At 64.1% G+C, this 19,838-nt stretch carries 19 protein-coding genes, 1 other RNA gene and 1 pseudogene; 13 read left to right on the top strand and 8 right to left on the bottom strand.

The annotated features are described in order from the left end of the window. The first annotated feature begins 11 nt into the window (after positions 1–11). Positions 12–1,073: an L-rhamnose/proton symporter RhaT gene (gene rhaT / locus J2X38_RS15770; RefSeq protein ID WP_310255331.1), complete on the top strand. Its 1,062-nt coding sequence runs from the start codon at positions 12–14 to the stop codon at positions 1,071–1,073. A 4-nt stretch (positions 1,074–1,077) separates the two neighbouring features. On the opposite strand, the gene J2X38_RS15765 is transcribed toward rhaT, so the two are convergent. Then, positions 1,078–1,701 (bottom strand): cation transporter, encoded by a 624-nt coding sequence (locus J2X38_RS15765; protein ID WP_310255330.1) that lies wholly within the window; start codon positions 1,699–1,701, stop codon positions 1,078–1,080. Between the two features lie 68 nt (positions 1,702–1,769). Between J2X38_RS15765 and J2X38_RS15760 the strand changes: the two are divergent. Continuing rightward, positions 1,770–2,159 (top strand): annotated as a pseudogene (locus J2X38_RS15760) (helix-turn-helix domain-containing protein); the annotation flags it as partial. Between the two features lie 71 nt (positions 2,160–2,230). Here J2X38_RS15760 and ssrA read toward each other — a convergent pair. Both ssrA and mscL read right to left on the bottom strand, forming a co-directional pair. Then, positions 2,231–2,587: a transfer-messenger RNA gene (gene ssrA, locus J2X38_RS15755) on the bottom strand. Positions 2,588–2,612: 25 nt separating this feature from the next. Next, positions 2,613–3,035 carry a large conductance mechanosensitive channel protein MscL gene (mscL, locus tag J2X38_RS15750; protein ID WP_310255329.1) on the bottom strand — a complete coding sequence of 141 codons (423 nt, stop codon included), beginning with the start codon at positions 3,033–3,035 and terminating at the stop codon, positions 2,613–2,615. A gap of 142 nt (positions 3,036–3,177) precedes the next feature. Between mscL and J2X38_RS15745 the strand changes: the two genes are divergently transcribed. From J2X38_RS15745 to J2X38_RS15730, 4 genes are all read left to right on the top strand, one after another. Further along, complete coding sequence (locus J2X38_RS15745) at positions 3,178–3,774, top strand: LemA family protein (RefSeq protein WP_058537221.1); 597 nt, start codon at positions 3,178–3,180, stop codon at positions 3,772–3,774. A gap of 7 nt (positions 3,775–3,781) precedes the next feature. Continuing rightward, a complete protein-coding gene (locus J2X38_RS15740; RefSeq protein WP_405053465.1) occupies positions 3,782–4,615 on the top strand; it encodes a TPM domain-containing protein in 834 nt (277 codons plus the stop codon). 12 nt (positions 4,616–4,627) lie between these two features. Continuing rightward, entirely contained in the window at positions 4,628–5,314 is a 687-nt protein-coding gene (locus tag J2X38_RS15735; RefSeq protein WP_310255327.1) for a hypothetical protein, read from the top strand. Between the two features lie 112 nt (positions 5,315–5,426). Then, positions 5,427–5,975: an NUDIX hydrolase gene (locus tag J2X38_RS15730; RefSeq protein ID WP_058537223.1), complete on the top strand. Its 549-nt coding sequence runs from the start codon at positions 5,427–5,429 to the stop codon at positions 5,973–5,975. 95 nt (positions 5,976–6,070) lie between these two features. On the opposite strand, the gene J2X38_RS15725 is transcribed toward J2X38_RS15730, so the two are convergent. The 5 genes from J2X38_RS15725 to carA form a co-directional block, all read right to left on the bottom strand. After that, positions 6,071–6,706, bottom strand: a complete 636-nt coding sequence (locus J2X38_RS15725) for a rhomboid family intramembrane serine protease (protein WP_058537224.1) — start codon at positions 6,704–6,706, stop codon at positions 6,071–6,073. A gap of 13 nt (positions 6,707–6,719) precedes the next feature. Next, positions 6,720–7,196 (bottom strand): transcription elongation factor GreA, encoded by a 477-nt coding sequence (greA, locus tag J2X38_RS15720; protein ID WP_310255326.1) that lies wholly within the window; start codon positions 7,194–7,196, stop codon positions 6,720–6,722. A 95-nt stretch (positions 7,197–7,291) separates the two neighbouring features. After that, on the bottom strand, positions 7,292–10,612 hold the full coding sequence (carB, locus tag J2X38_RS15715; protein WP_310255325.1) for a carbamoyl-phosphate synthase large subunit: 3,321 nt from the start codon (positions 10,610–10,612) through the stop codon (positions 7,292–7,294). Then, positions 10,612–10,875 (bottom strand): hypothetical protein, encoded by a 264-nt coding sequence (locus tag J2X38_RS15710; RefSeq protein ID WP_156419628.1) that lies wholly within the window; start codon positions 10,873–10,875, stop codon positions 10,612–10,614. Before J2X38_RS15710 ends, carB begins: the two co-directional genes overlap by 1 nt. After that, positions 10,872–12,044, bottom strand: a complete 1,173-nt coding sequence (gene carA, locus J2X38_RS15705) for a glutamine-hydrolyzing carbamoyl-phosphate synthase small subunit (protein WP_310255324.1) — start codon at positions 12,042–12,044, stop codon at positions 10,872–10,874. The genes J2X38_RS15710 and carA overlap by 4 nt, the downstream gene beginning before the upstream one ends. Before the next feature lie 131 nt (positions 12,045–12,175). Here carA and J2X38_RS15700 point away from each other — a divergent pair, with 131 nt between their 5' ends. From J2X38_RS15700 to J2X38_RS15670, 7 genes are all read left to right on the top strand, one after another. Further along, positions 12,176–12,628 (top strand): GatB/YqeY domain-containing protein, encoded by a 453-nt coding sequence (locus J2X38_RS15700; RefSeq protein ID WP_310255323.1) that lies wholly within the window; start codon positions 12,176–12,178, stop codon positions 12,626–12,628. Between the two features lie 104 nt (positions 12,629–12,732). Continuing rightward, positions 12,733–13,122, top strand: coding sequence for an endonuclease domain-containing protein (locus J2X38_RS15695; protein WP_310255322.1), 390 nt, complete (start codon positions 12,733–12,735; stop codon positions 13,120–13,122). Beyond that, a complete protein-coding gene (gene dnaG, locus J2X38_RS15690; RefSeq protein WP_310255321.1) occupies positions 13,119–15,008 on the top strand; it encodes a DNA primase in 1,890 nt (629 codons plus the stop codon). The genes J2X38_RS15695 and dnaG overlap by 4 nt, the downstream gene beginning before the upstream one ends. 29 nt (positions 15,009–15,037) lie before the next feature. After that, entirely contained in the window at positions 15,038–17,062 is a 2,025-nt protein-coding gene (gene rpoD / locus J2X38_RS15685) for an RNA polymerase sigma factor RpoD (RefSeq protein ID WP_058537231.1), read from the top strand. Between the two features lie 519 nt (positions 17,063–17,581). Next, positions 17,582–17,872 carry a PspC domain-containing protein gene (locus J2X38_RS15680; protein WP_310255320.1) on the top strand — a complete coding sequence of 97 codons (291 nt, stop codon included), beginning with the start codon at positions 17,582–17,584 and terminating at the stop codon, positions 17,870–17,872. A gap of 300 nt (positions 17,873–18,172) precedes the next feature. Then, positions 18,173–18,844, top strand: coding sequence for a DUF6975 family protein (locus J2X38_RS15675; RefSeq protein ID WP_058537233.1), 672 nt, complete (start codon positions 18,173–18,175; stop codon positions 18,842–18,844). Positions 18,845–18,968: 124 nt separating this feature from the next. Further along, positions 18,969–19,814, top strand: a complete 846-nt coding sequence (locus J2X38_RS15670; RefSeq protein ID WP_310255319.1) for a MoxR family ATPase — start codon at positions 18,969–18,971, stop codon at positions 19,812–19,814. Positions 19,815–19,838 lie beyond the last annotated feature (24 nt).

Raw genomic sequence — 19,838 nt, 5'->3', positions numbered from 1 at the left:
GGAGAAGAAGGATGGATGCGAACCCGCTGCTTGGCGTGTTTTTTCACTGGCTGGGTGGGCTGTCGTCGGCGAGCTTCTATGTGCCGTACAAGCGCATCCGTGCCTGGTCGTGGGAGATTTTCTGGATCACCGGCGGCATCTTTTCGTGGCTCATCGCGCCCTGGCTGTTCGCGTCGATCCAGACGCATGACCTGATCGGCGTGCTCAGCCGCACGCCCGGCGATATCTGGTTCTGGTGCTGGTTCTGGGGCGCGATGTGGGGGCTTGGCGGGCTGACCTTCGGGCTCACGATGCGCTACCTCGGCCTCTCGCTCGGCATGGCTGTGGCGCTCGGACTGACGACGGTGATCGGCACGATGGGGCCGCCGATCTTTCGCGGCACCTTGGGCGAACTGTTCGCGACGAGAAGCGGGCAGACGGTGTTCCTCGGCATTGCGATCACGCTTGTAGGGATTGTCATTGTCGCGCAGGCGGGGCGGCGCAAGGAACGCGAGATGGGCGCGACGATCGCCGAGGCCGACAAGTCCGAGTTCAACCTGCGCAAAGGCCTCGCGATCGCGGTCTTCTCGGGCATCATGTCGGGCTGTTTCGCTTGGGGACTCGACGCCGGCGCGCCGATCCGCGAGCTGACGCTCAAGGCCGGGACCGATCCGCTATGGCAGGGGCTGCCCGTGCTCTGCGTCGTGCTGCTCGGCGGGCTGACGACCAACCTCATCTGGTGCGCGATCCTGATCGCGCGCAACCGCAGCGTGCGCCAGTTCGCCGGCGAGGCCGCGCCCGGCGCGACCGAAAGGCCGCCGCTCGCGCTCAACTATGGCCTCGCCGCGCTCGGCGGCACGCTCTGGTATTTCCAGTTCTTCTTCTACACGATGGGCGAAAGCCAGATGGGGCGCTTCGGCTTTTCGAGCTGGACGCTGCACATGGCGAGCATCATCCTTTTCTCGACGCTCTGGGGTTTCGCGCTCAAGGAATGGGCGCCCGCGGGCCAGCGCACGCGCGCGCTGGTGTGGCTGGGGATCGCGGTGCTCATGGCCTCGACCGTCGTGATCGGCCTCGGCAACAGCCTCGCGTAGCGTTCTAGGCAGGCGTGGTGGCGAGTTCGCCGCGCGCCTGCCGGAACACCTCGACGCTGCCCCAGATCGCGAGCACGGCCATGATCGCGGCGACGGCGAGGTCGGGCCAGCTGCGCCCCGTGCCGAAGACGCCGAGCGCGGCGCCCATCACCGCGATATTGCCGATCGCATCGTTGCGCGAACAGATCCACACCGAGCGCATGTTCGCGTCGCCGGTGCGATAGCGATAGAGCATCAGCGCCACCGCGACATTGGCGGCGAGCGCGAGCGCGCCGATCAGCCCCATCGTCTCGGCATGCGGCGCCGATCCGGTAATGAACCCCCAGACCGCCGACCCGAGCACCCACAGGCCAAAGACGAGCATCGTCCCCGCCTTCAGCAACGCGGCGCGCGCGCGCCACGCGAGCGCCATGCCCGCGACGCCGAGGCTGATCGCATAATTGGCACTGTCGCCGAGGAAATCGAGCGCGTCGGCCTGCAGCGCGCGCGAATCCGCCGCGACGCCCGCGACGATTTCGACGCCGAACATCGCGGCGTTGATGATGAGCGCGATCCAAAGGATACGCCGCCATGTGGGGTCATTGAGGGCGGTCTTGCCGCTTTTGCCGGCACAGCATTGATCGGCCACGTCGAAAGCTCCTGTTATCTTCGAGTCGGCACCCTATATGCACCCCGTAGCAACTACAGGGTCAAGCGATGAAAATCGGCGAACTGTCGCGGGCGACCGGGACCAATATCGAAACCATCCGCTATTACGAGCGCATCGGGCTGCTTCCCGCGCCGGATCGCACCGCGGCGAATTACCGCAGCTATGGCGATGCGCACCGGTCGCGGCTCAGCTTCGTGCGCCATTCGCGCGATTTGGGATTCACGATCGAGGAGATCCGGTCGCTGCTCGACCTGTCGGACGATCCGGCGCGCGACTGCAGCGAGGCCGACCGGATCGCTACGCGGCATCTGGAACAGGTCGAGGAAAAGATCGCGCAGCTTACGCTGCTTCGCGATGAGCTCACGCGCATCGTCGGGCGCTGCCGCGGGGGTGTTGCCGCCGATTGCCGCGTGATCGAGGCGCTCGGCGACCATACCACTGCGAAAGCGCGCACTGATTTGGGGAATAAGGTGGGACGATTCTGTTGCCCGGCTCGTCCCCAGCCGCTGGTATCCGATTCTGTTGCCCGGTTCGGTCCGAACCGCGTTCTATTTGTCTAACCTTAGGCCGTGAGGCTTATCGGTTAGGCAGCCAGAGCGAGTGCTTCGTTATCGTTAGCACCTATTGGTTTTGAGCCTTGAACGGGTTACTCAGCCCGGGCAAAAATATCGTCTTTGAACACACGTCGATCCTGGTTCGGCCCCGTCAGAAACCCGCGCGCCCATCAAAGAAACGCGGGTTTGTGGTGGAGCCGCCGGGTACTGCCCCCGGGTCCGCTGTGTCTATTCCACGACACCATTTATCACCATAGCCGGCCGAAACCGGCACGAGTGATATAGGGTGCCCGCGCGCCGATGGAAAGGGCGCGCGTGCAATTCATCGTGGATAGGTCACGCCTTCTTTCTCAGCTCGTCGCGGATTTCGGTAAGGATATCAATCTCGGTCGGGCCGGCAGGCGCCTCCTCGGCCGGCTTGATGAATTTGGCCGCCTGCCGCACCAGCAGGAACACCACGAAGGCGAGCAGGATGAAATTGATCACCGCGGTGACGAAGCTGCCGAGCGCCATCACATTCGCGCCCGTCGCCTTCGCCGCGGCCAGCGTCATGCCCGCGGCCACCTTGTCGCCGCCCGACAGCACCAGATACTGGTTGGTGAAATCGACCCCGCCGCCGGTGACGAAGCCGATGAAGGGCATCAGTACATCGTCGGTCAGCGACTTGACGATCGTCCCGAACGCCGCGCCGATGATCACACCGACGGCCAGCCCCATCACATTGCCCTGGTTCAGGAATGCCTTGAAATCCTTGATCATGTACCAACCCCTTTGGTCGCTGCGCCTGTCATTCCAGACTGCATGACACGATTATCCGCGTCAATGATTGCGGGGTGCGAAGCGTCTTACTATATTAAACCAGTTGGCGCGGCGCCCTGCCGCGCGGAGGGAGTGTCCGACCATGACTTTGCGTTCCGCCCGTTGGTTGATCGTGCCCGTTGCCGCGATGTCGCTGTCCGCTTGCGGCATCAACAGCGTTCCCACCAAGGAAGAAGCCGCCAAAGCCAAGTGGGCGAATGTCGAAGCCGCGTACCAGCGCCGCGCCGACCTGATCCCCAATCTCGTCGAAACCGCCAAGGGTGCCTCGCAGATCGAGCAGTCGACGCTCGAAGGCGTGATCCAGGCGCGCGCCTCGGCGACGCAGGTCAAGCTCAGCACCGACGACCTCGAAGATCCCGCGAAGGTGCAGGCGTTCCAGCAAGCGCAGGGCAATGTGTCCGGCGCGCTTGGCCGCCTTCTTGCCACGGTCGAAGCCTACCCCGACCTCAAGAGCCAGGCGCGCTTCGCCGACCTGATGACCCAGCTTGAGGGCACCGAAAACCGGATCAACGTGTCGGTTCAGGATTATAATGGCGCGGTGCAGGATTATAACACGACGATCCGCACCTTCCCCGACATCATCGGCGCCAAGATCGTCCATGGCGCGCAGCCGATGACCCCCTATAAGGCGATCACGCCGAACGCCAACCAGGCGCCGAAGGTCGATTTCGGCAAATAAGGTGGCCCTGACCGCCCTTTTGCGTCCACTGGTAACAGCGGCCCTGACCGGGCTGCTGGTACTGGCGGGACCCGCCGCTGCGCAGACCTTTCCCAAGCTCGCGGGCAATCCGGTCGTCGACCAAGCCGACATCATCCCCGCCGGCAAGGAAGCGGCGCTCAACACGCAGCTCCTCGAACTCGAGAAGACGACCGGGCACCAGCTTGTCGTCGCGACGGTCAGCGACCTCGAAGGCAATGATGTTTCGGAATATGGCTACAAGCTGGGCCGCGCCTGGGGGATCGGCGACGAAGCGAAGGACGACGGCGTCGTTTTCCTGATCGCGCCGAACGAGCGGCGGATGAATATCGCGGTCGGCCTCGGGCTCGAACCGGTGCTGACCGACGCGCTGTCGGGGCGGATCATCCGCGACGTTGTGACGCCCAAGTTCAAGGCGGGCGACATGCCCGGCGGCATCCAGGACGGCGTCAATGCGATCGCGCAGCAGATCCAGCTGCCGCCCGAGGAGGCCGCGGCACGGGCGAAAGCAGCGGATTCCGCCGAACGCGACCGCGCCAACGACGGCAATTTCGGCGGACTTTTCTTCGTCGGCTTCATCATCCTGATCTTCTTCGTCCTGCCGATGCTCTCGCGCCTCGGGCGGCGGGGCAAGAAGCGGGGCAAGGGCCGGCCATGGGATGCGCCGATCATCATCTGGGGCGGCGGCGACGACGACCATTGGGGCGGCGGCGGCTGGGGCGGTGGCGGCGGTTCGTCATGGGGCGGCGGGGGCGGCGGCTTTGGCGGCTTCTCGGGCGGCGGCGGCTCCTTCGGGGGCGGCGGCGCCTCGGGCGGCTGGTAGGGGACGCAGGATATGCCACATAAAGTCAGCCATGTGAGCGAGGCCGATCACGACATCGTGACCGCGGCGGTCGCCGCGGCCGAGGCGCACACCAGCGGCGAGATCGTCACTGTCGTTGCGGCGAAGTCGAACGATTATGACGATGTCGCGCTCGTCTGGGCGAGCGTCATCGCGTTCATCGCGATGTCGGTGATCGCGCTGTTCCCCGAATTCTACCGCGGCGTGTACGACCGCCTGACCGGCGGCTGGGGGCACGATCTCACCGCCAATCAGTGGCTTGGAACGGTGATTGCCGTGGGCGTGCTCAAATGGATCGGCATGTGGCTGATATTGCTGTGGCGCCCGCTCCGGATGGCGCTGACCCCGCGCGCGATCAAGGCGCAGCGCGTCCGCGCCCGCGCGATCGACCTGTTCAAGGTCGGGACCGAGGCCAAGACGCTCGGCCGCACCGGCGTCCTCCTCTACCTCAGCCTGAAAGAGCATCGCGCCGACATCGTCGCCGACGAAGCGATCGACGCCAAGGTCACGCCCGAAATCTGGGGCAATGCGATGGCCGCGCTGATCGAGCGCGTGCGCGTCGGCAAGCCCGGCGAAGGCATGGCCGAGGCGGTGCGCCAGATGGGCATCGTGCTCGCGCAGCATTTCCCCAAGGGCGATGAAAATCCCAACGAACTTCCCGACCGCCTGATCGAGATTTAAGCCCATCGTCATTGCGAGGGCCGAAGGCCCGTGGCAATCCAGAGCAGTGCAAGGCCGCTCTGGATTGCTTCCCCCGGCCTTCGCCGGGGTCACAATGACGATAAGGACAGATATGACCCGCCCCTCCCCCGACGCCCCCATCGAGACGCGATGGGAAGGCCGCTTTATCTCCGTCAAGCAGCAGGGGACGTGGGAATATGTCTCGCGCGCCCGCGGCATCCACGCCGCGGTGATCCTCGCGATCGACGAGGATAGCGACGGGCGTCACGTCATATTGGTCGAACAATATCGCGTGCCGCTGAAGGTGAATTGCCTTGAGCTACCCGCGGGGCTGGTCGGCGACGACACCGCCGGCGAGGCATCGGAGATCGCGGCGCAGCGCGAACTCGAAGAAGAGACCGGCTATCGCGCCGACCATTGGCGTGTCGTCGGCGAATTCTACAGCTCGCCGGGCATGGTCAGCGAAAGCTTCACCTTGCTGATCGCGACCGGATTGACGAAGATAAGCGAAGGCGGCGGGGTCGATGGGGAGGATATCATCGTCCACCGTGTCCCGCTGGACAGTGTCGCCGATTTCGTCGCGGCAAAGCGCGCCGAAGGCTGCGGGATCGATGTACGCGTCGCGATGCTGCTGGCGGGCGGATTGCTGGGGAACCTCTAACCCGTTCGTGTCGAGCGAAGTCGAGACACCGTGAGGTCGAGCGCAAGCGAGAGGCATCTCGACTTCGCTCGATGCGAGCGGAATTTTAGGACCCGCTATCTCGCCCCGAAACGCCAGCGGAGCAGCGGGCGCGCAAGCAGCAATCCGGCAAGGAACCCGCCGACATGCGCCCATATCGCGACCGCGCCAAAACCGCCGCCGCCGGCGAAACCAAGCAGCAACTGAAGCCCGATCCACGCCGCGGCGAGCCATAAAGCGCGCACCCAATGCCCCGGGATCGGTCCGATCGCGGGCGCCTGCGAGCGGCTGAAGATCAGCGCGTACACCGCGATCAGCGCCGAGATCGCGCCGCTGGCGCCGATCATCGGCACCGCCGACTGCGGGTCGGAAAGAAATTGCGCGAGCGCGCCGCCATAAGCGCCGGCGAGCAGCACCACCGCCATCGCCTTCGCCCCGAGCGGCGCTTCGAGCTGGCGCCCGATGAACAGCAGCACGATGACATTGAAGACAATGTGCAGCACCCCGCCGTGCAGCAGGGCCGACGTCAGCGGAGTCAGGATGAAGGGCACCATCGTCCCCGGCGGAAGGATCAGCTCGTTACCGAAACGCGCAGGGATAAACCCCGCGCGCACGATCGCGTCGACCTGAAATCCCGTGATCGACAGCAGGACAAAGACGATGACACAGACGAGCGCGTAGCCCGTGACCAGCGGCGCTTCGTGCGGCTTCATCGTCAAAAACCCATCAGATGAATTCGATTTTCTTCACCAGATAATATTTATCGCCCGCGGGCACGGTGACTTCGATCTCGTCGTCGACGCGGCGGCCGATCAGCGCACGGCCGAGCGGCGAATTATAGCTGATCTTGCCATCCTTGGCGTCCGCCTCGGCCTGACCGACGATCTGATACTTCACCGGCTTGTCGTCCTCGTCGGCGAGCGTGACGGTCGCGCCGAACACGATGCGGTCGCCCGACAGCATCGTCGGGTCGATCACCTGCGCACGCGAGAGCTTGTCTTCGAGGTCGCCGATCGTCGCTTCGACCTGGCCCTGACGCTCCTTCGCGGCGTGATATTCGGCATTTTCCGAAAGGTCGCCATGCGCGCGCGCTTCCTCGATCGCATCGACGATCAGCGGTCGCTCGGCTTTGAGCGCGGTGAGCTGCGTGCTCAGCTTCTCATAGCCTTCTGCCAGCATCGGCACCTTTTCAACGCTTGCCATTATCCTGTTGTCCTTCGTCAATAATCCAGCGCCAGCGAAGTTTCGCCGGGCGGCTGCGCCGCTGATCCGTCAATGTCGGGGGGTGGAGCGGTGGTTCAATAATAGTCCTGAAGCGGCTTCACTTCAAGAGAGTGCGAGCGGAGCGCCCCGATCGCCTGCGTCGATGCATCACTCGCAGCAGCCGTCGTGTAGTAGGCGATATCGGCCGCCAACGCCGACGCGCGGATCGATTGCGAGTCCTGCAGGCTCTGCCAGCCTTCGGTCGTGTTGAAGATCAGCTGGACGTCGCCATCCTTGATCCGGTCGACGATATGCGGGCGGCCTTCGGCAACCTTGTTGACGCGCTCGACCTCGATGCCCTGCTCGATCAGATAGTCGGCGGTGCCGCCGGTCGCGATCACCTTCCAGCCCCAGTCGGTCAGCTGCTTCACCGCGCCGATGATGCGCGGCTTGTCGCTGTCCTTGACCGACACGAAGACGCGGCCCTCGGTCGGCAGGCGGTCGCCCGCGCCGAGCTGCGCCTTGGCAAAGGCAAGGTTGAAATTGCTGTCGATTCCCATGACTTCGCCGGTGGACTTCATTTCGGGCGACAGCACCGGATCGGTGCCGGGGAAGCGCGCGAAGGGGAAGACCGCTTCCTTCACCGCGACATGCGCGATGTCGCGGTTGATCTTCGGCAGGTCGGCGAGTTTTTCGCCCGCCATCACGCGCGCCGCGATCTTCGCGATCGGCGAACCGACGGCCTTGGCAACGAAGGGCACCGTGCGGCTGGCGCGCGGGTTGACCTCGATCAGATAAACCTCGTCGCCCTTGACCGCGAACTGGATGTTCATCAGCCCGCGAACTTCGAGCGCGCGCGCCAGCGCCTCGGTCTGGCGCTCGATTTCGGCGACGATTTCGGCCGACAGGCTGTACGGCGGGATCGAGCAGGCGCTGTCGCCCGAATGGACGCCGGCTTCCTCGATATGCTGGAGTACGCCCGCGACGACGACGTCAGTGCCGTCGCACAAAGCATCGACGTCGACCTCGATCGCGTCGCGCAGATAGCGGTCGATCAGAACGGGGCTGTCGCCCGACACCTGCACCGCGGTCTCGATATAATTTTCGAGCTGCGCCTGATCGTCGACGATCTCCATCGCGCGGCCGCCAAGCACATAGCTCGGGCGCGTCAGCACCGGATAACCGATGCGCGCCGCGACCGCGACGGCTTCCTCGCGGCTGCGCGCGATGCCGTTTTCGGGCTGTTTCAGGCCGAGCTTGTTGACCAGCGCGGCGAAGCGTTCGCGATCTTCGGCGAGGTCGATCGCGTCGGGCGAGGTGCCGAGGATCGGGATACCTGCGTCCGAAAGCGCCTGCGCGAGCTTCAGCGGGGTCTGCCCGCCGAACTGGACGATCACCCCGACGAGTTCGCCCTTCGACATTTCGACGTGGAGGATTTCGAGGACGTCCTCGGCGGTCAGCGGCTCGAAATAGAGGCGGTCCGATGTGTCATAGTCGGTCGACACCGTCTCCGGGTTGCAGTTGATCATGATCGTCTCGTAACCCGCCTCTTCGAGCGCGAAGCAGGCGTGGCAGCAGCAATAGTCGAACTCGATCCCCTGCCCGATCCGGTTCGGACCACCGCCGAGAATGACGACCTTTTTGCGGTCGCTCGGGTTCGCCTCGCACTCGGGCTCGCCGAAGGTCGGGGCTTCGTAGGTCGAATAAAGATAGGGCGTCTTTGCAGCGAATTCGGCGGCGCAGGTGTCGATCGTCTTGAACACCGGACGCACGCCGAGCTTGTGGCGCAGCGCGCGCACTTCGGCCTCGGTAACGCCGCCGGTCATCGCCTTCACCGCGTCGTGGATCAGCCCGCTGCCGCGCGCGGTCGCGCGGCGCGTGCCGGGATGGAGGTTCGCCGACTGGAGCGCGAGATAGGCCAGGCGCTTGTCGGAGAAGCCCATCGCCTTCAATTTACGCAGCGCTTCGGCATCGCGCGGCAGGCCGTTGGTGCAGACGTCCACCTCGGCCGCGACGATCTCGGCGATGCGTTCGAGGAACCACATGTCGTAACCCGCGACGCGGTTGATCTCGGTGAGCGGCAGGCCTTCGCGGATCGCCTGCGCGGCGTTGAGCAGCCGGTCGGGGGTGCGCTTCGCGAGTTCGCTGCGGAGCTGGTCGTGCGTCGCGCCCTTGAGGCGGTCGACGAAGTTGAAGCCGCTAAGCCCCGTCTCCAGCCCGCGCAGCGCCTTTTGCAAAGACTCATGGATCGTGCGGCCGATCGCCATCACCTCGCCGACCGACTTCATCGCGGTCGACAGCGTCGCCTCGGCGCCCTTGAACTTTTCAAAGGCGAAGCGCGGGATCTTGGTGACGACATAGTCGATCGTCGGTTCGAACGACGCGGGGGTGACCCCGGTGATGTCGTTCATGATTTCGTCGAGCGTGTATCCGACCGCGAGCTTCGCCGCGACCTTGGCGATCGGGAAACCCGTCGCCTTCGACGCGAGCGCCGACGAGCGCGACACGCGCGGGTTCATCTCGATCACGATCAGGCGGCCGTCCTTGGGATTCACCGCGAACTGGACGTTCGACCCGCCCGTCTCGACCCCGATCTCGCGCAGCACCGCGATGCTCGCGTTGCGCATGATCTGATATTCCTTGTCGGTCAGCGTCAGCGCCGGCGCGACCGTGATGGAATCGCCCGTATGCACGCCCATCGGATCGACATTTTCGATCGAACAGATGATGATGCAATTGTCCTTGCGGTCGCGCACCACCTCCATCTCATATTCTTTCCAGCCGAGGAGCGATTCCTCGATCAGGACTTCGGTGGTCGGCGAGGCGATCAGGCCGCCGCGGACGATATGCTCGAACTCCTCGCGGTTATACGCGATGCCGCCGCCGGTGCCGCCCATGGTAAAGCTGGGGCGGATGATCGACGGCAGGCCGGTGCGTTCGAGCACCGCGAATGCCTCGTCGAGCGTGTGCGCGATGCCCGAGCGCGCGCTTTCGAGCCCGATCTTGTCCATCGCGTCGCGGAACTTGATCCGGTCCTCGGCCTTGTCGATCGCCTCCGCATCGGCGCCGATCATTTCGACGCCATATTTCTCCAGCGTCCCGTCGTTGAACAACGCCAGCGCGGTGTTGAGCGCGGTCTGTCCGCCCATCGTCGGCAGCACCGCGTCGGGGCGCTCCTTCGCGATGATCTTCGCGACGATCTCGGGCGTGATCGGCTCCACATAAGTCGCGTCGGCGAGGTCGGGATCGGTCATGATCGTCGCGGGGTTGGAGTTGACGAGGACGATGCGATAGCCCTCCTCCTTCAACGCCTTGATCGCCTGCGTCCCCGAATAGTCGAACTCGCACGCCTGACCGATAACGATCGGGCCGGCGCCGATGACGAGGATGGATTGGATGTCGGTTCTTTTGGGCATTATACGAGCTCAATTCCAAATTTCGTTATCGCGTCGCGGACGCATTTTTCTTTTGCTTCGTCGAGTGGTGGCAGCAGCACTGGGCCGACGACGGTGATTTTTGCGGCGGTCGGGCTTAGAGCCTTCAAATGATAGCCATCGAGACCGCCACATTGGACTTCAATTCGATCAAGCTGAGCTTGCAGTTCTTCTTCGGAAGAAAAAGTGCTTCCAGGCCCGCACCCCGCGAGAAAAAGCAAGCAAAGTGGAGCAATAAGCCTCACTTCAGCCCGCCCACGAACTTCTCAAACAGGTAAAAGCTGTCCTGCGGCCCCGGACTCGCCTCGGGATGATACTGCACCGAGAATGCGTTCTTGCCCGTGATCGCGATGCCGCAGTTCGATCCGTCGAACAGGCTCTTGTGCGTCTCGACCACGCCGGCGGGCAGCGTCGAGGCGTCGACCGCGAAGCCGTGGTTCATGCTGGTGATCTCGACCACGCCGTCTTCGGCACGCTGCACCGGATGGTTCGCGCCGCGGTGGCCCTGATGCATCTTAACGGTCTTGGCGCCCGCCGCGATGCCCAGCATCTGGTGGCCGAGGCAGATACCGAAGATCGGCACGTCGCGCTCGAGCAGCCCCTGGATCACCGGCACCGCATAATCGCCCGTCGCCGCGGGGTCGCCGGGGCCGTTCGACAGGAACACGCCCGCGGGCTTGTGCCCCAGCACCTCGTCGAGGCTCGCGGTCGCGGGGACCACGGTGACGCGCGCGCCGGCTTTGACGAGATTGCGGAATATATTGTCCTTCGCGCCATAGTCGATCGCGACGACATGCGGGCGTTCGCCGTCGTCCTCGGTCGCATAGCCATGCCCCAGCGTCCACGCGCCGCCGGTCCAGTCGCCGGTGTCGGTGCGGCTGACCGTTTTCGCAAGGTCCATGCCCTCGAGCCCTGCCCAGCCGCGCGCCATGGCGAGCAGCTCGTCGATGTCGAACTTGCCGTCGGGGCTGTGCGCGATCACGCCGTTCGGCGCGCCCGCGTCGCGGATGCGGCGCGTCAGCGCGCGCGTGTCGATGCCCGCAAGCCCGATGACGCCCTGTTCGATCATCCACTCGGGCAAGGTCTGCACACTGCGGAAGTTGCTGGGCTGCGTCGGCAGTTCGCGCGTGATGGCGCCGAGCGCGCCATGCACGCCGCGTTCCATATCCTCGGGGTTCGCACCAACATTGCCGATATGCGGGAAGGTGAAGGTGACGATCTGACCCGCATAAGAGGGATCGGTCAGGATTTCCTGATAGCCCGTCATCGACGTATTGAAACAAATCTCGCCCACGGCGGCACCGCTCGCGCCATAGCCGACGCCCCACAGGATCGTGCCATCGGCAAGGACGAGGACGCCAGTCGCGCCAGATGGCTGGCTTTTGGGCGCGGCAGAGGGGTTGGCTGGTGCCATTCAACATGCTCCGGACGGGGGGCTAAACGGCCGACCAAGTAGGCGCCAAAAAAGTGATTCACAAGCTATCGGATTAGGAAACTTCTCGCTAGAGAGGGCCTTTCCGAAATTTGCAGCGCATGGGGACACGCATGATTCGTGACGACATCAAGGCTGCGCAGGTCGCCGCGATGAAAAGCGGCGACAAGGCGCGGCTCGGCACCATCCGGCTGATGCTGGCCAAGATCAAGGACAAGGACATCGAGCTACGCACCGGCACCGCGCCGGCCGACGACGATGTGCTCGTCACCGACGTGCTCCAGAAAATGGTCAAGCAGCGCCGCGAATCGATCACCATGTTCGAACAGGGCGGCCGTCAGGAGCTCGCCGACATCGAGGCGGCCGAGGTCGCCGTGATCGAGGATTTCCTGCCCGCGCAGCTCTCCGACGACGAAGCAATGGCCGCGATCAAGGCGATCGTGGTTGAACTCGGCGCCGAGAGCCTGAAAGATATGGGCAAGGTGATGGCCGCGGTGAAGGACCGGCTCGGGAGCCAGCTCGACATGAGCAAGGCGAGCGGGTGGGTTAAGGCGGCGCTCTCCTGAGACACGCCCTCCCCTAACCCCTCCCGTAAGCGGGAGGGGGACTGGTCGGCCGCGAGCGTATATTCTCCCCTCCCGCTTGCGGGAGGGGTCGGGGGAGGGCCTGTTTGGACAAGGGCTACAAACGACCGACGATGCGCTCCCGCGAGCTGAGGCTGAACGCCACTGACGCGGAACGGAAGCTTTGGGCCCAGCTCAGCGCTCGCAAGATAGCCGGTGTCCGCTTCAATCGCCAATTTCCGATCGGCCCGTTCATTTGCGATTTCGTCTCGCGGTCGGTCAAACTCGTCATCGAAGTCGATGGCGGGCAACATGCGGTTGATGTAGAAAAAGACCAAGCCCGCACGGCCTATTTGGAAGCACAGGGATATCGAGTGATCCGGTTCTGGAACAATGATGTGCTGGACCGGATCGAGGGCGTCGTGAGCGAGATCGAGGCTGCTCTGGAAACATGCCCTCCCCCGACCCCTCCCATAAATGGGAGGGGAGCTAAGTGACCCTCACCCCGCAATGGCTGGACGAATTGCGATCGCGGATCACGCTGTCGACCCTCATCGGGCGGACGGTGAAGGTCACGCGTGCGGGCCGCGAATACAAAGCCTGCTGCCCCTTCCATAACGAGAAGACGCCCAGCTTCACGATCAACGACGAGAAGGGCTTCTACCACTGCTTCGGTTGCAGCGCGCATGGCGACGCGATCCGCTGGATGACCGACCAGCGCGGGCTGTCGTTTATGGACGCGGTAAAGGAACTCGCCGCCGAAGCCGGGATGGAGGTCCCCGCCGCCGACCCGCGCGCCGCGAAAAAGGCCGAGGAGGCGGCGAGCCTGCGCGATGTCGTGCAGGGCGCGGCCGATTGGTTCACGCAGCAGCTTGGCAGCAGCAACGGCGCCCCGGCGCGCGAATATCTGGCCAAGCGCGGCATTTCGGAAGCGACGCGCAAAGCCTTCGGTTTCGGCCTCGCGCCCGACAGCCGCAGCGCGCTGAAAGAGGCGCTCAAGAAATTTCCGACCGCGATACTCGTCGAATCGGGGATGCTGATCGCGGTCGAGGAGAAGGAACCCTACGACCGTTTCCGCGGCCGCCTGATGATCCCGATCCGCGACGCCCGCGGGCGCGTGATCGCGTTCGGCGGACGCATTTTGGGCGATGGCGAGCCCAAATATCTGAACTCGCCCGACACGCCTTTGTTCGACAAGGGCCGCGTCCTCTATAATCTCGACAAGGCGAGCCCGGCGTCGCGGCAAACGAACCGGATCATCGTCGTCGAAGGCTATATGGACGTGATCGCGCTCGCCGAGGCGGGGATCGCCGACGCCGTCGCACCGCTCGGCACCGCGCTGACCGAGGCGCAGCTTGGGCTGATCTGGCGGATGGTGCCGGTGCCGGTGCTGTGTTTCGACGGCGATGCCGCGGGGCAGAAGGCGGCGATGCGCGCCGCGATGCGCGCGCTGCCCCTGCTCCGTCCCGGCTTCAGCCTTGCCTTCGCAACGCTGCCGGCGGGGCAGGATCCCGATGATATTGTGCGTGCGCGCGGTGCGGAGGGGTTCAACGCGATCCTGAGCGAAACGCAGCCGCTCGTCGAGCGCCTGTGGGCGCACGAGGTCGCGGCGGGGCCGCTCGCGACCCCCGAGGAACGCGCCGCGCTCAAGACGCGCCTCCTCGCGCACGCCGATGCGATCGAGGACGCCGACGTCCGCCACCATTATCGCGAGGCGTTCCGCGAGCGGCTCGATATGCTGTTCGCGCGCAAGCAGCCCGAGCGCGCGCAGCGCCAGCCATGGACGCCGAATCCGCCGCGCGGGGGCGGCAATCGCCGCTTTGGTCCCGACCCGCGATTGCAACCTCCGGCCGACGAGACGCGTTCCATCGGGCAGGCCGGGATTTCGGCGCCTTATGTCGCGGCGTTGATCGGCGGATTGCTGCGTTACCCCGAAGCGCTCAGGCGCAACGAGGAGGCGCTGACGCGGCTGCCAGTGAGCGATTCAGGCGACGCCGAACTGCTCGGCGTAATGCTTGACAGCGCAATGCGTCAGGAAGGGCTTGATTGCGAGGGGTTGCTTGCCATATTGGAGCCAATGAAAGTGTATAATAGGGCGATGACATTGCTCAGAGCCGACGGAATGCACTTCTCGTTCAATCGCAGGCTGGAAAGCAAGGAAGAGGCCGCAGCGGCGCGGGAAACGGCGCTTCGCGACCTTGACGAATATATCGGCGTGCTGGTGACCCAGCCCGAAATCCGGGAGCGGCTTGCCGAAGCCACCGCGGATTTCCAGCGCACGATGGACGACGAAGGATTCGCGCGGCAGCAGAAGCTGTCCGCCATGGATAAAGAATTGACCCGCCGCCTGGCTGCGCTGTCCGAAGACAGCAACCAGAGCTGAACGATTACGCCCTTAGGCAGGAACCACGAATGGCCACCAAAAGCACCGCCGACACCGATACCGACACCGACAGCCCGCTGATCGACCTCAACGAGGCCGACGTCAAAAAGCTGATCGCGCGCGGCAAGAAGCGCGGTTACCTGACCTATGACGAGCTGAATGCGGCGCTGCCGCAGGACGAGATGTCGTCCGAGCAGATCGAGGACATCATGTCGGCGATCTCCGACATGGGCATCAACATCGTCGAAAGCGACGAGGATGTGCAGGAAGAGGCCGACCAGGAGCCCGACGACGAAGTCGACGTCAGCGCCGGCACCGGTTCGGTTTCGAACCCCGCGATCGAAAAGAAGAAGGAAACGGTCGATCGCACCGACGATCCCGTTCGCATGTACCTGCGCGAAATGGGCGCGGTCGAGCTGCTCAGCCGCGAAGGCGAAATCGCGATCGCGAAGCGCATCGAGGCGGGCCGCGACACGATGATCCTCGGGCTTTGCGAAAGCCCGCTGACCTTCAACGCGATCATCGACTGGTCGACCGCGCTGAACAATGGCGACATGCAGCTGCGCGAGATCGTCGACCTCGAAGCGATGCTGTCGAAGGACCCGGCGCCCGAGAATCTTGAGGAAGAAGGCGCCGACGACAACGGCGAAATCAGTGAGAAGACCGCCGGCGTTTCGTTCAAGGACGAGGACGAGGTCGAGGAAGAACCCGCGGCCGACGGCGACGACGAGGATGGCGAAGGCTCGTCGGGCAAGCGCGAAAGCTTCGAAGAGGATGAGGAAGACAACACCCTCAGCCTCGCGGCGATGGAAGAGCTGCTGAAGCCCGACGCGCTCGAAAAGTTCGCGAACATCACCAAGAGCTTCAAGGCCTTCTCGAAGCTGCAGGAAGCGCGCCTCGAAGCACTCTCGGGCGGCGAGGAATTCCCCGCGGCGTCGGAAAAGAAGTACCACAAGCTGCGCGAGGAACTCACCGCGCAGGTCGAGAGCGTGCAGTTCCACGGCACCAAGATCGAATATCTCGTCGACCAGCTCTACAGCTATAACCGCCGCCTGACCGCACTCGGCGGCCAGATGCTGCGCCTTGCCGAGCGCCACAAGGTGCCGCGCAAGTCGTTCCTCGACAATTATGTCGGGCGCGAGCTCGAAGAAAACTGGATCGAGAGCGTCAGCGGGCTCGACAAGAAATGGGCCGCCTTCGCCGAGAATGAAGCCGGCGCGGTCGACCGCATCCGCATCGAGATCAGCGAAATCGCGCAAGCCGCGGGCATGAGCCTGACCGAATTCCGCCGCGTCGTGAACATGGTCCAGAAGGGCGAGCGCGAAGCGCGCATCGCCAAGAAGGAAATGGTCGAGGCGAATTTGCGCCTCGTGATTTCGATCGCGAAGAAGTACACGAACCGCGGCCTGCAATTCCTCGACCTGATCCAGGAAGGCAATATCGGCCTGATGAAGGCGGTCGATAAGTTCGAGTATCGCCGCGGCTACAAATTCTCAACCTATGCGACCTGGTGGATTCGTCAGGCGATCACCCGCTCGATCGCCGATCAGGCGCGCACGATCCGCATCCCGGTCCATATGATCGAGACGATCAACAAGCTGGTCCGGTGCAGCCGCCAGTTCCTCCATGAGAGCGGCCGCGAGCCGACCCCGGAGGAAATGGCCGAGCGTCTGTCGATGCCGCTCGAAAAGGTCCGCAAGGTGATGAAGATCGCCAAGGAGCCGATCAGCCTCGAGACGCCGATCGGCGACGAGGAAGACAGCCACCTCGGCGATTTCATCGAAGACAAGAATGCGGTCATCCCCGTCGACGCCGCGGTGCAGTCGAACCTCAAGGAAACGGTCACGCGAGTTCTGGCGTCGCTTACGCCGCGTGAGGAGCGCGTGCTTCGCATGCGCTTCGGCATCGGGATGAACACCGATCACACGCTGGAGGAAGTCGGCCAGCAGTTCAGCGTGACGCGCGAACGCATCCGCCAGATCGAGGCGAAGGCGCTCCGCAAGCTGAAGCACCCGTCGCGCAGCCGCAAGATGCGCAGCTTCCTCGACCAGTAAGGCCGAAGACGGCGAAATTTGAGGGGCGGTCCGGTAACGGGCCGCCCCTTTTCCATGCCTTTGCGAGATTGGAAGCCGTCGCTGCTTCACCTCCTTCGTCATTCCGGACTTGATCCGGGATCCCGCTTTTTGAGCCACCGACTGGCTTCGACTTCAAGCTGGACCCCGGATCAAGTCCGGGGTGACGATGATTGATAAGTCCCTTCAGGGTGCGACCAGCCATGCCCAAATGCTGCGCTGCACAATTTTTTTGCTCCTTGATCTTTAAATCTTCATATTTGCCCACCAGATAGCGCTCGTTACGCGATGCGGGGGCTTCATCAGCCGTTCAGGCGCCACCCATCAAATGGCAATCATTCCCACAAGATGGGATTGATTCACGATCCAGAGCAGGCCGCCCAACGCGGCTGATATAAAAAAGCTCGGAAATCTGGGGCTCGCAAAAATTGGCACGACCTTTGCGATGCATTCGGCATCGGCGCGGGGCAGTGCCTGCAGCCAAAGGGAAAGACAAAAAAGATGGAAAACGAAACCACCAACCTCTTCCGCCGCCGCGATACCTTCTTCGGTATCTGCGAGGCCGTTGGCCAGGATTTTGGCTTCAACCCGCTGTGGCTGCGCCTCGCCTTCGTCGCGCCGCTCTTCTTCTTCCCGGTCCAGACCTTCATCGGCTATTTCGCCCTTGGCCTGGTCGTCCTTGCATCGCGCCTGATCTTCCCGGCCAAAGCGGTGGTCCAGCCCGCGCCGAACGCGATCGACGTCGCCGCGCCGCAGACTGAAAAAGCCGGGGAACTCGCCCTCGCAGCTTAAGCGGAACGGCCGGACGCTCTCTCCCTCCAAGTCCGGCCAACCCCGTCCTTTATGGCGTCCACTGGCGCCATAGATGGGACCGGCAAGCTTCTCCCCGGGGCTTGCCGGTCCCTTTGCTTTTTTGTTCCCGATTGCCTTGATCCCCGAGCGCTTTTTGTCCCCGGCTGGAACAAACATGGGCAAATCGGGGGCAAATCAATCGCCGCGCATAAACGCGTCGTTTACGACGTTGATCTATGACCGATCGCTGTAATTCCATTGGCTTGGGCTCCGGCGCCCCGCCACAGCGAGGATCAAGCCTTGAGCCAGTCGCCCCAGCCCAAAGCACAGACGCGCGGCGTCGCCGAATTGCTCGATGCGCTGGTCGCCAGCGACGGCACCGGCGCGCATCCGCACGTCCGCTCGGGCGCACTGTCGAGCGGGCCCGAAGCGATGCGCAACCTCGCCGACGCGGTGCATTTTCTCTGCCTGCTCCACGGCCGTTATCCGGGCGTGATCGACAATGCCGCGCGCAAGGCGGTCGACCCCGCGTCGCGCCGGTGGATGGGCGAAGCGGCCGACGCTTTCGTCCAGGAACGCGCCTTCCTGACCAAGATCGCCTCGGCGGTCGGCCCGGTGCCGAGCACCCAGGGGCAGGCGCAGTGCGAGGCCGCGGTCGCCGCGCAGCGCAAGGCGATCGACATGCTCGCCGAGTCGGACCGCCACGGCTGCGCGCTGGGCGCCGCGATCGCGCTGACGCTCGACTGGCGGACGATCCGCGTCCTGCTCGACATCAGCGCGCTGCGGCTCGACCTCAGCCCGCCGACCTGCACCCTCCCCGACCTCCGCGACACCGCGCGGCTCGCGGCCACGGTCGCCGATACCCCAGCGGTCGAGCGCGCAATGGTGTTCGGTGCGCAGCAGCTGATCACCCAGCACAGCGGCCTGTGGGACCTGATGGCCGCGCGGGCGGCAAGCCGGGCGCATCCGTAAATAACGAGCAACTCGACGCGATAAGTCCCCCTCCCGCAAGCGGGAGGGGAGAAGAAGCGTCCGCTTGCACCGCTCCGCCACCCCCGCTATGCCAGCTTGACGTTCACGTTAAGGGAAAGAGCCGATGCGTTTCGAAGGCACCAGCGCCTATATCGCCACCGACGACCTGAAGGTCGCGGTCAACGCCGCGACCTTGCTGCGCCGCCCCTTGCTCGTGAAGGGCGAACCCGGCACCGGCAAGACCGTGCTCGCCGAGGAAATCGCCAAGGCCTTCGACGCGCCGCTGATCACCTGGAACATCAAGTCGACCACCAAGGCGCAGCAGGGCCTCTATGAATATGACGCAGTCGCGCGCCTGCGCGACGGCCAGCTCGGCGAAGAGCGCGTCCACGACATCCGCAACTATATCCGCAAGGGCAAATTGTGGGAGGCATTCACGTCGCCCAAGCTCCCCGTGCTGCTGATCGACGAGATCGACAAGGCCGATATCGAATTCCCGAACGACCTGCTCCAGGAACTCGATCGCATGGCCTTCCATGTCTATGAGACCGACGAGACGGTGACCGCGAAGGAACGCCCGATCGTCGTCATCACCTCGAACAATGAAAAGGAACTGCCCGACGCCTTCCTGCGCCGCTGTTTCTTCCACTATATCAAATTCCCCGACCGCGACACGATGGCCGAAATCGTCGACGTCCATTTCCCGGGCATCCAGAAGACGCTGGTCAGCCGCGCGATGGACATCTTCTACGAAGTCCGCGAAGTCCCGGGCCTCAAGAAAAAGCCGTCGACGAGCGAGCTGATCGACTGGCTGAAGCTGCTGCTCAACGAGGATATGCCGCTCGAGGTCCTGCAGAACCGCGACGTCGGCAAGGCGATCCCGCCGCTCCATGGCGCGCTGCTCAAGAATGAGCAGGATGTGATGCTGTTCGAAAAACTGGCGTTTATGGCGCGGCGTCAGGGTAGCTGATTCTTGTCCTCCCTGTGGCGAAGC

This window comes from Sphingopyxis sp. BE235 (assembly GCF_031457175.1).
Lineage (GTDB): Bacteria > Pseudomonadota > Alphaproteobacteria > Sphingomonadales > Sphingomonadaceae > Sphingopyxis.
The sequence above is the reverse complement of the archived record's forward strand: the minus strand, read 5'-3'. Positions and strand labels throughout refer to the sequence as shown.

Excerpts from the sequence above, each read along its gene's own strand:
- rhaT (WP_310255331.1), top strand. The coding sequence starts at position 12 with ATGGATGCGAACCCGCTGCTTGGCGTGTTTTTTCACTGGCTGGGTGGG.
- mscL (WP_310255329.1), bottom strand. The coding sequence starts at position 3,035 with ATGATCAAGGATTTCAAGGCATTCCTGAACCAGGGCAATGTGATGGGG.
- J2X38_RS15745 (WP_058537221.1), top strand. The coding sequence starts at position 3,178 with ATGACTTTGCGTTCCGCCCGTTGGTTGATCGTGCCCGTTGCCGCGATG.
- J2X38_RS15735 (WP_310255327.1), top strand. The coding sequence starts at position 4,628 with ATGCCACATAAAGTCAGCCATGTGAGCGAGGCCGATCACGACATCGTG.
- J2X38_RS15730 (WP_058537223.1), top strand. The coding sequence starts at position 5,427 with ATGACCCGCCCCTCCCCCGACGCCCCCATCGAGACGCGATGGGAAGGC.
- J2X38_RS15725 (WP_058537224.1), bottom strand. The coding sequence starts at position 6,706 with ATGAAGCCGCACGAAGCGCCGCTGGTCACGGGCTACGCGCTCGTCTGT.
- greA (WP_310255326.1), bottom strand. The coding sequence starts at position 7,196 with ATGGCAAGCGTTGAAAAGGTGCCGATGCTGGCAGAAGGCTATGAGAAG.
- carB (WP_310255325.1), bottom strand. The coding sequence starts at position 10,612 with ATGCCCAAAAGAACCGACATCCAATCCATCCTCGTCATCGGCGCCGGC.
- carA (WP_310255324.1), bottom strand. The coding sequence starts at position 12,044 with ATGGCACCAGCCAACCCCTCTGCCGCGCCCAAAAGCCAGCCATCTGGC.
- J2X38_RS15700 (WP_310255323.1), top strand. The coding sequence starts at position 12,176 with ATGATTCGTGACGACATCAAGGCTGCGCAGGTCGCCGCGATGAAAAGC.
- rpoD (WP_058537231.1), top strand. The coding sequence starts at position 15,038 with ATGGCCACCAAAAGCACCGCCGACACCGATACCGACACCGACAGCCCG.
- J2X38_RS15680 (WP_310255320.1), top strand. The coding sequence starts at position 17,582 with ATGGAAAACGAAACCACCAACCTCTTCCGCCGCCGCGATACCTTCTTC.
- J2X38_RS15670 (WP_310255319.1), top strand. The coding sequence starts at position 18,969 with ATGCGTTTCGAAGGCACCAGCGCCTATATCGCCACCGACGACCTGAAG.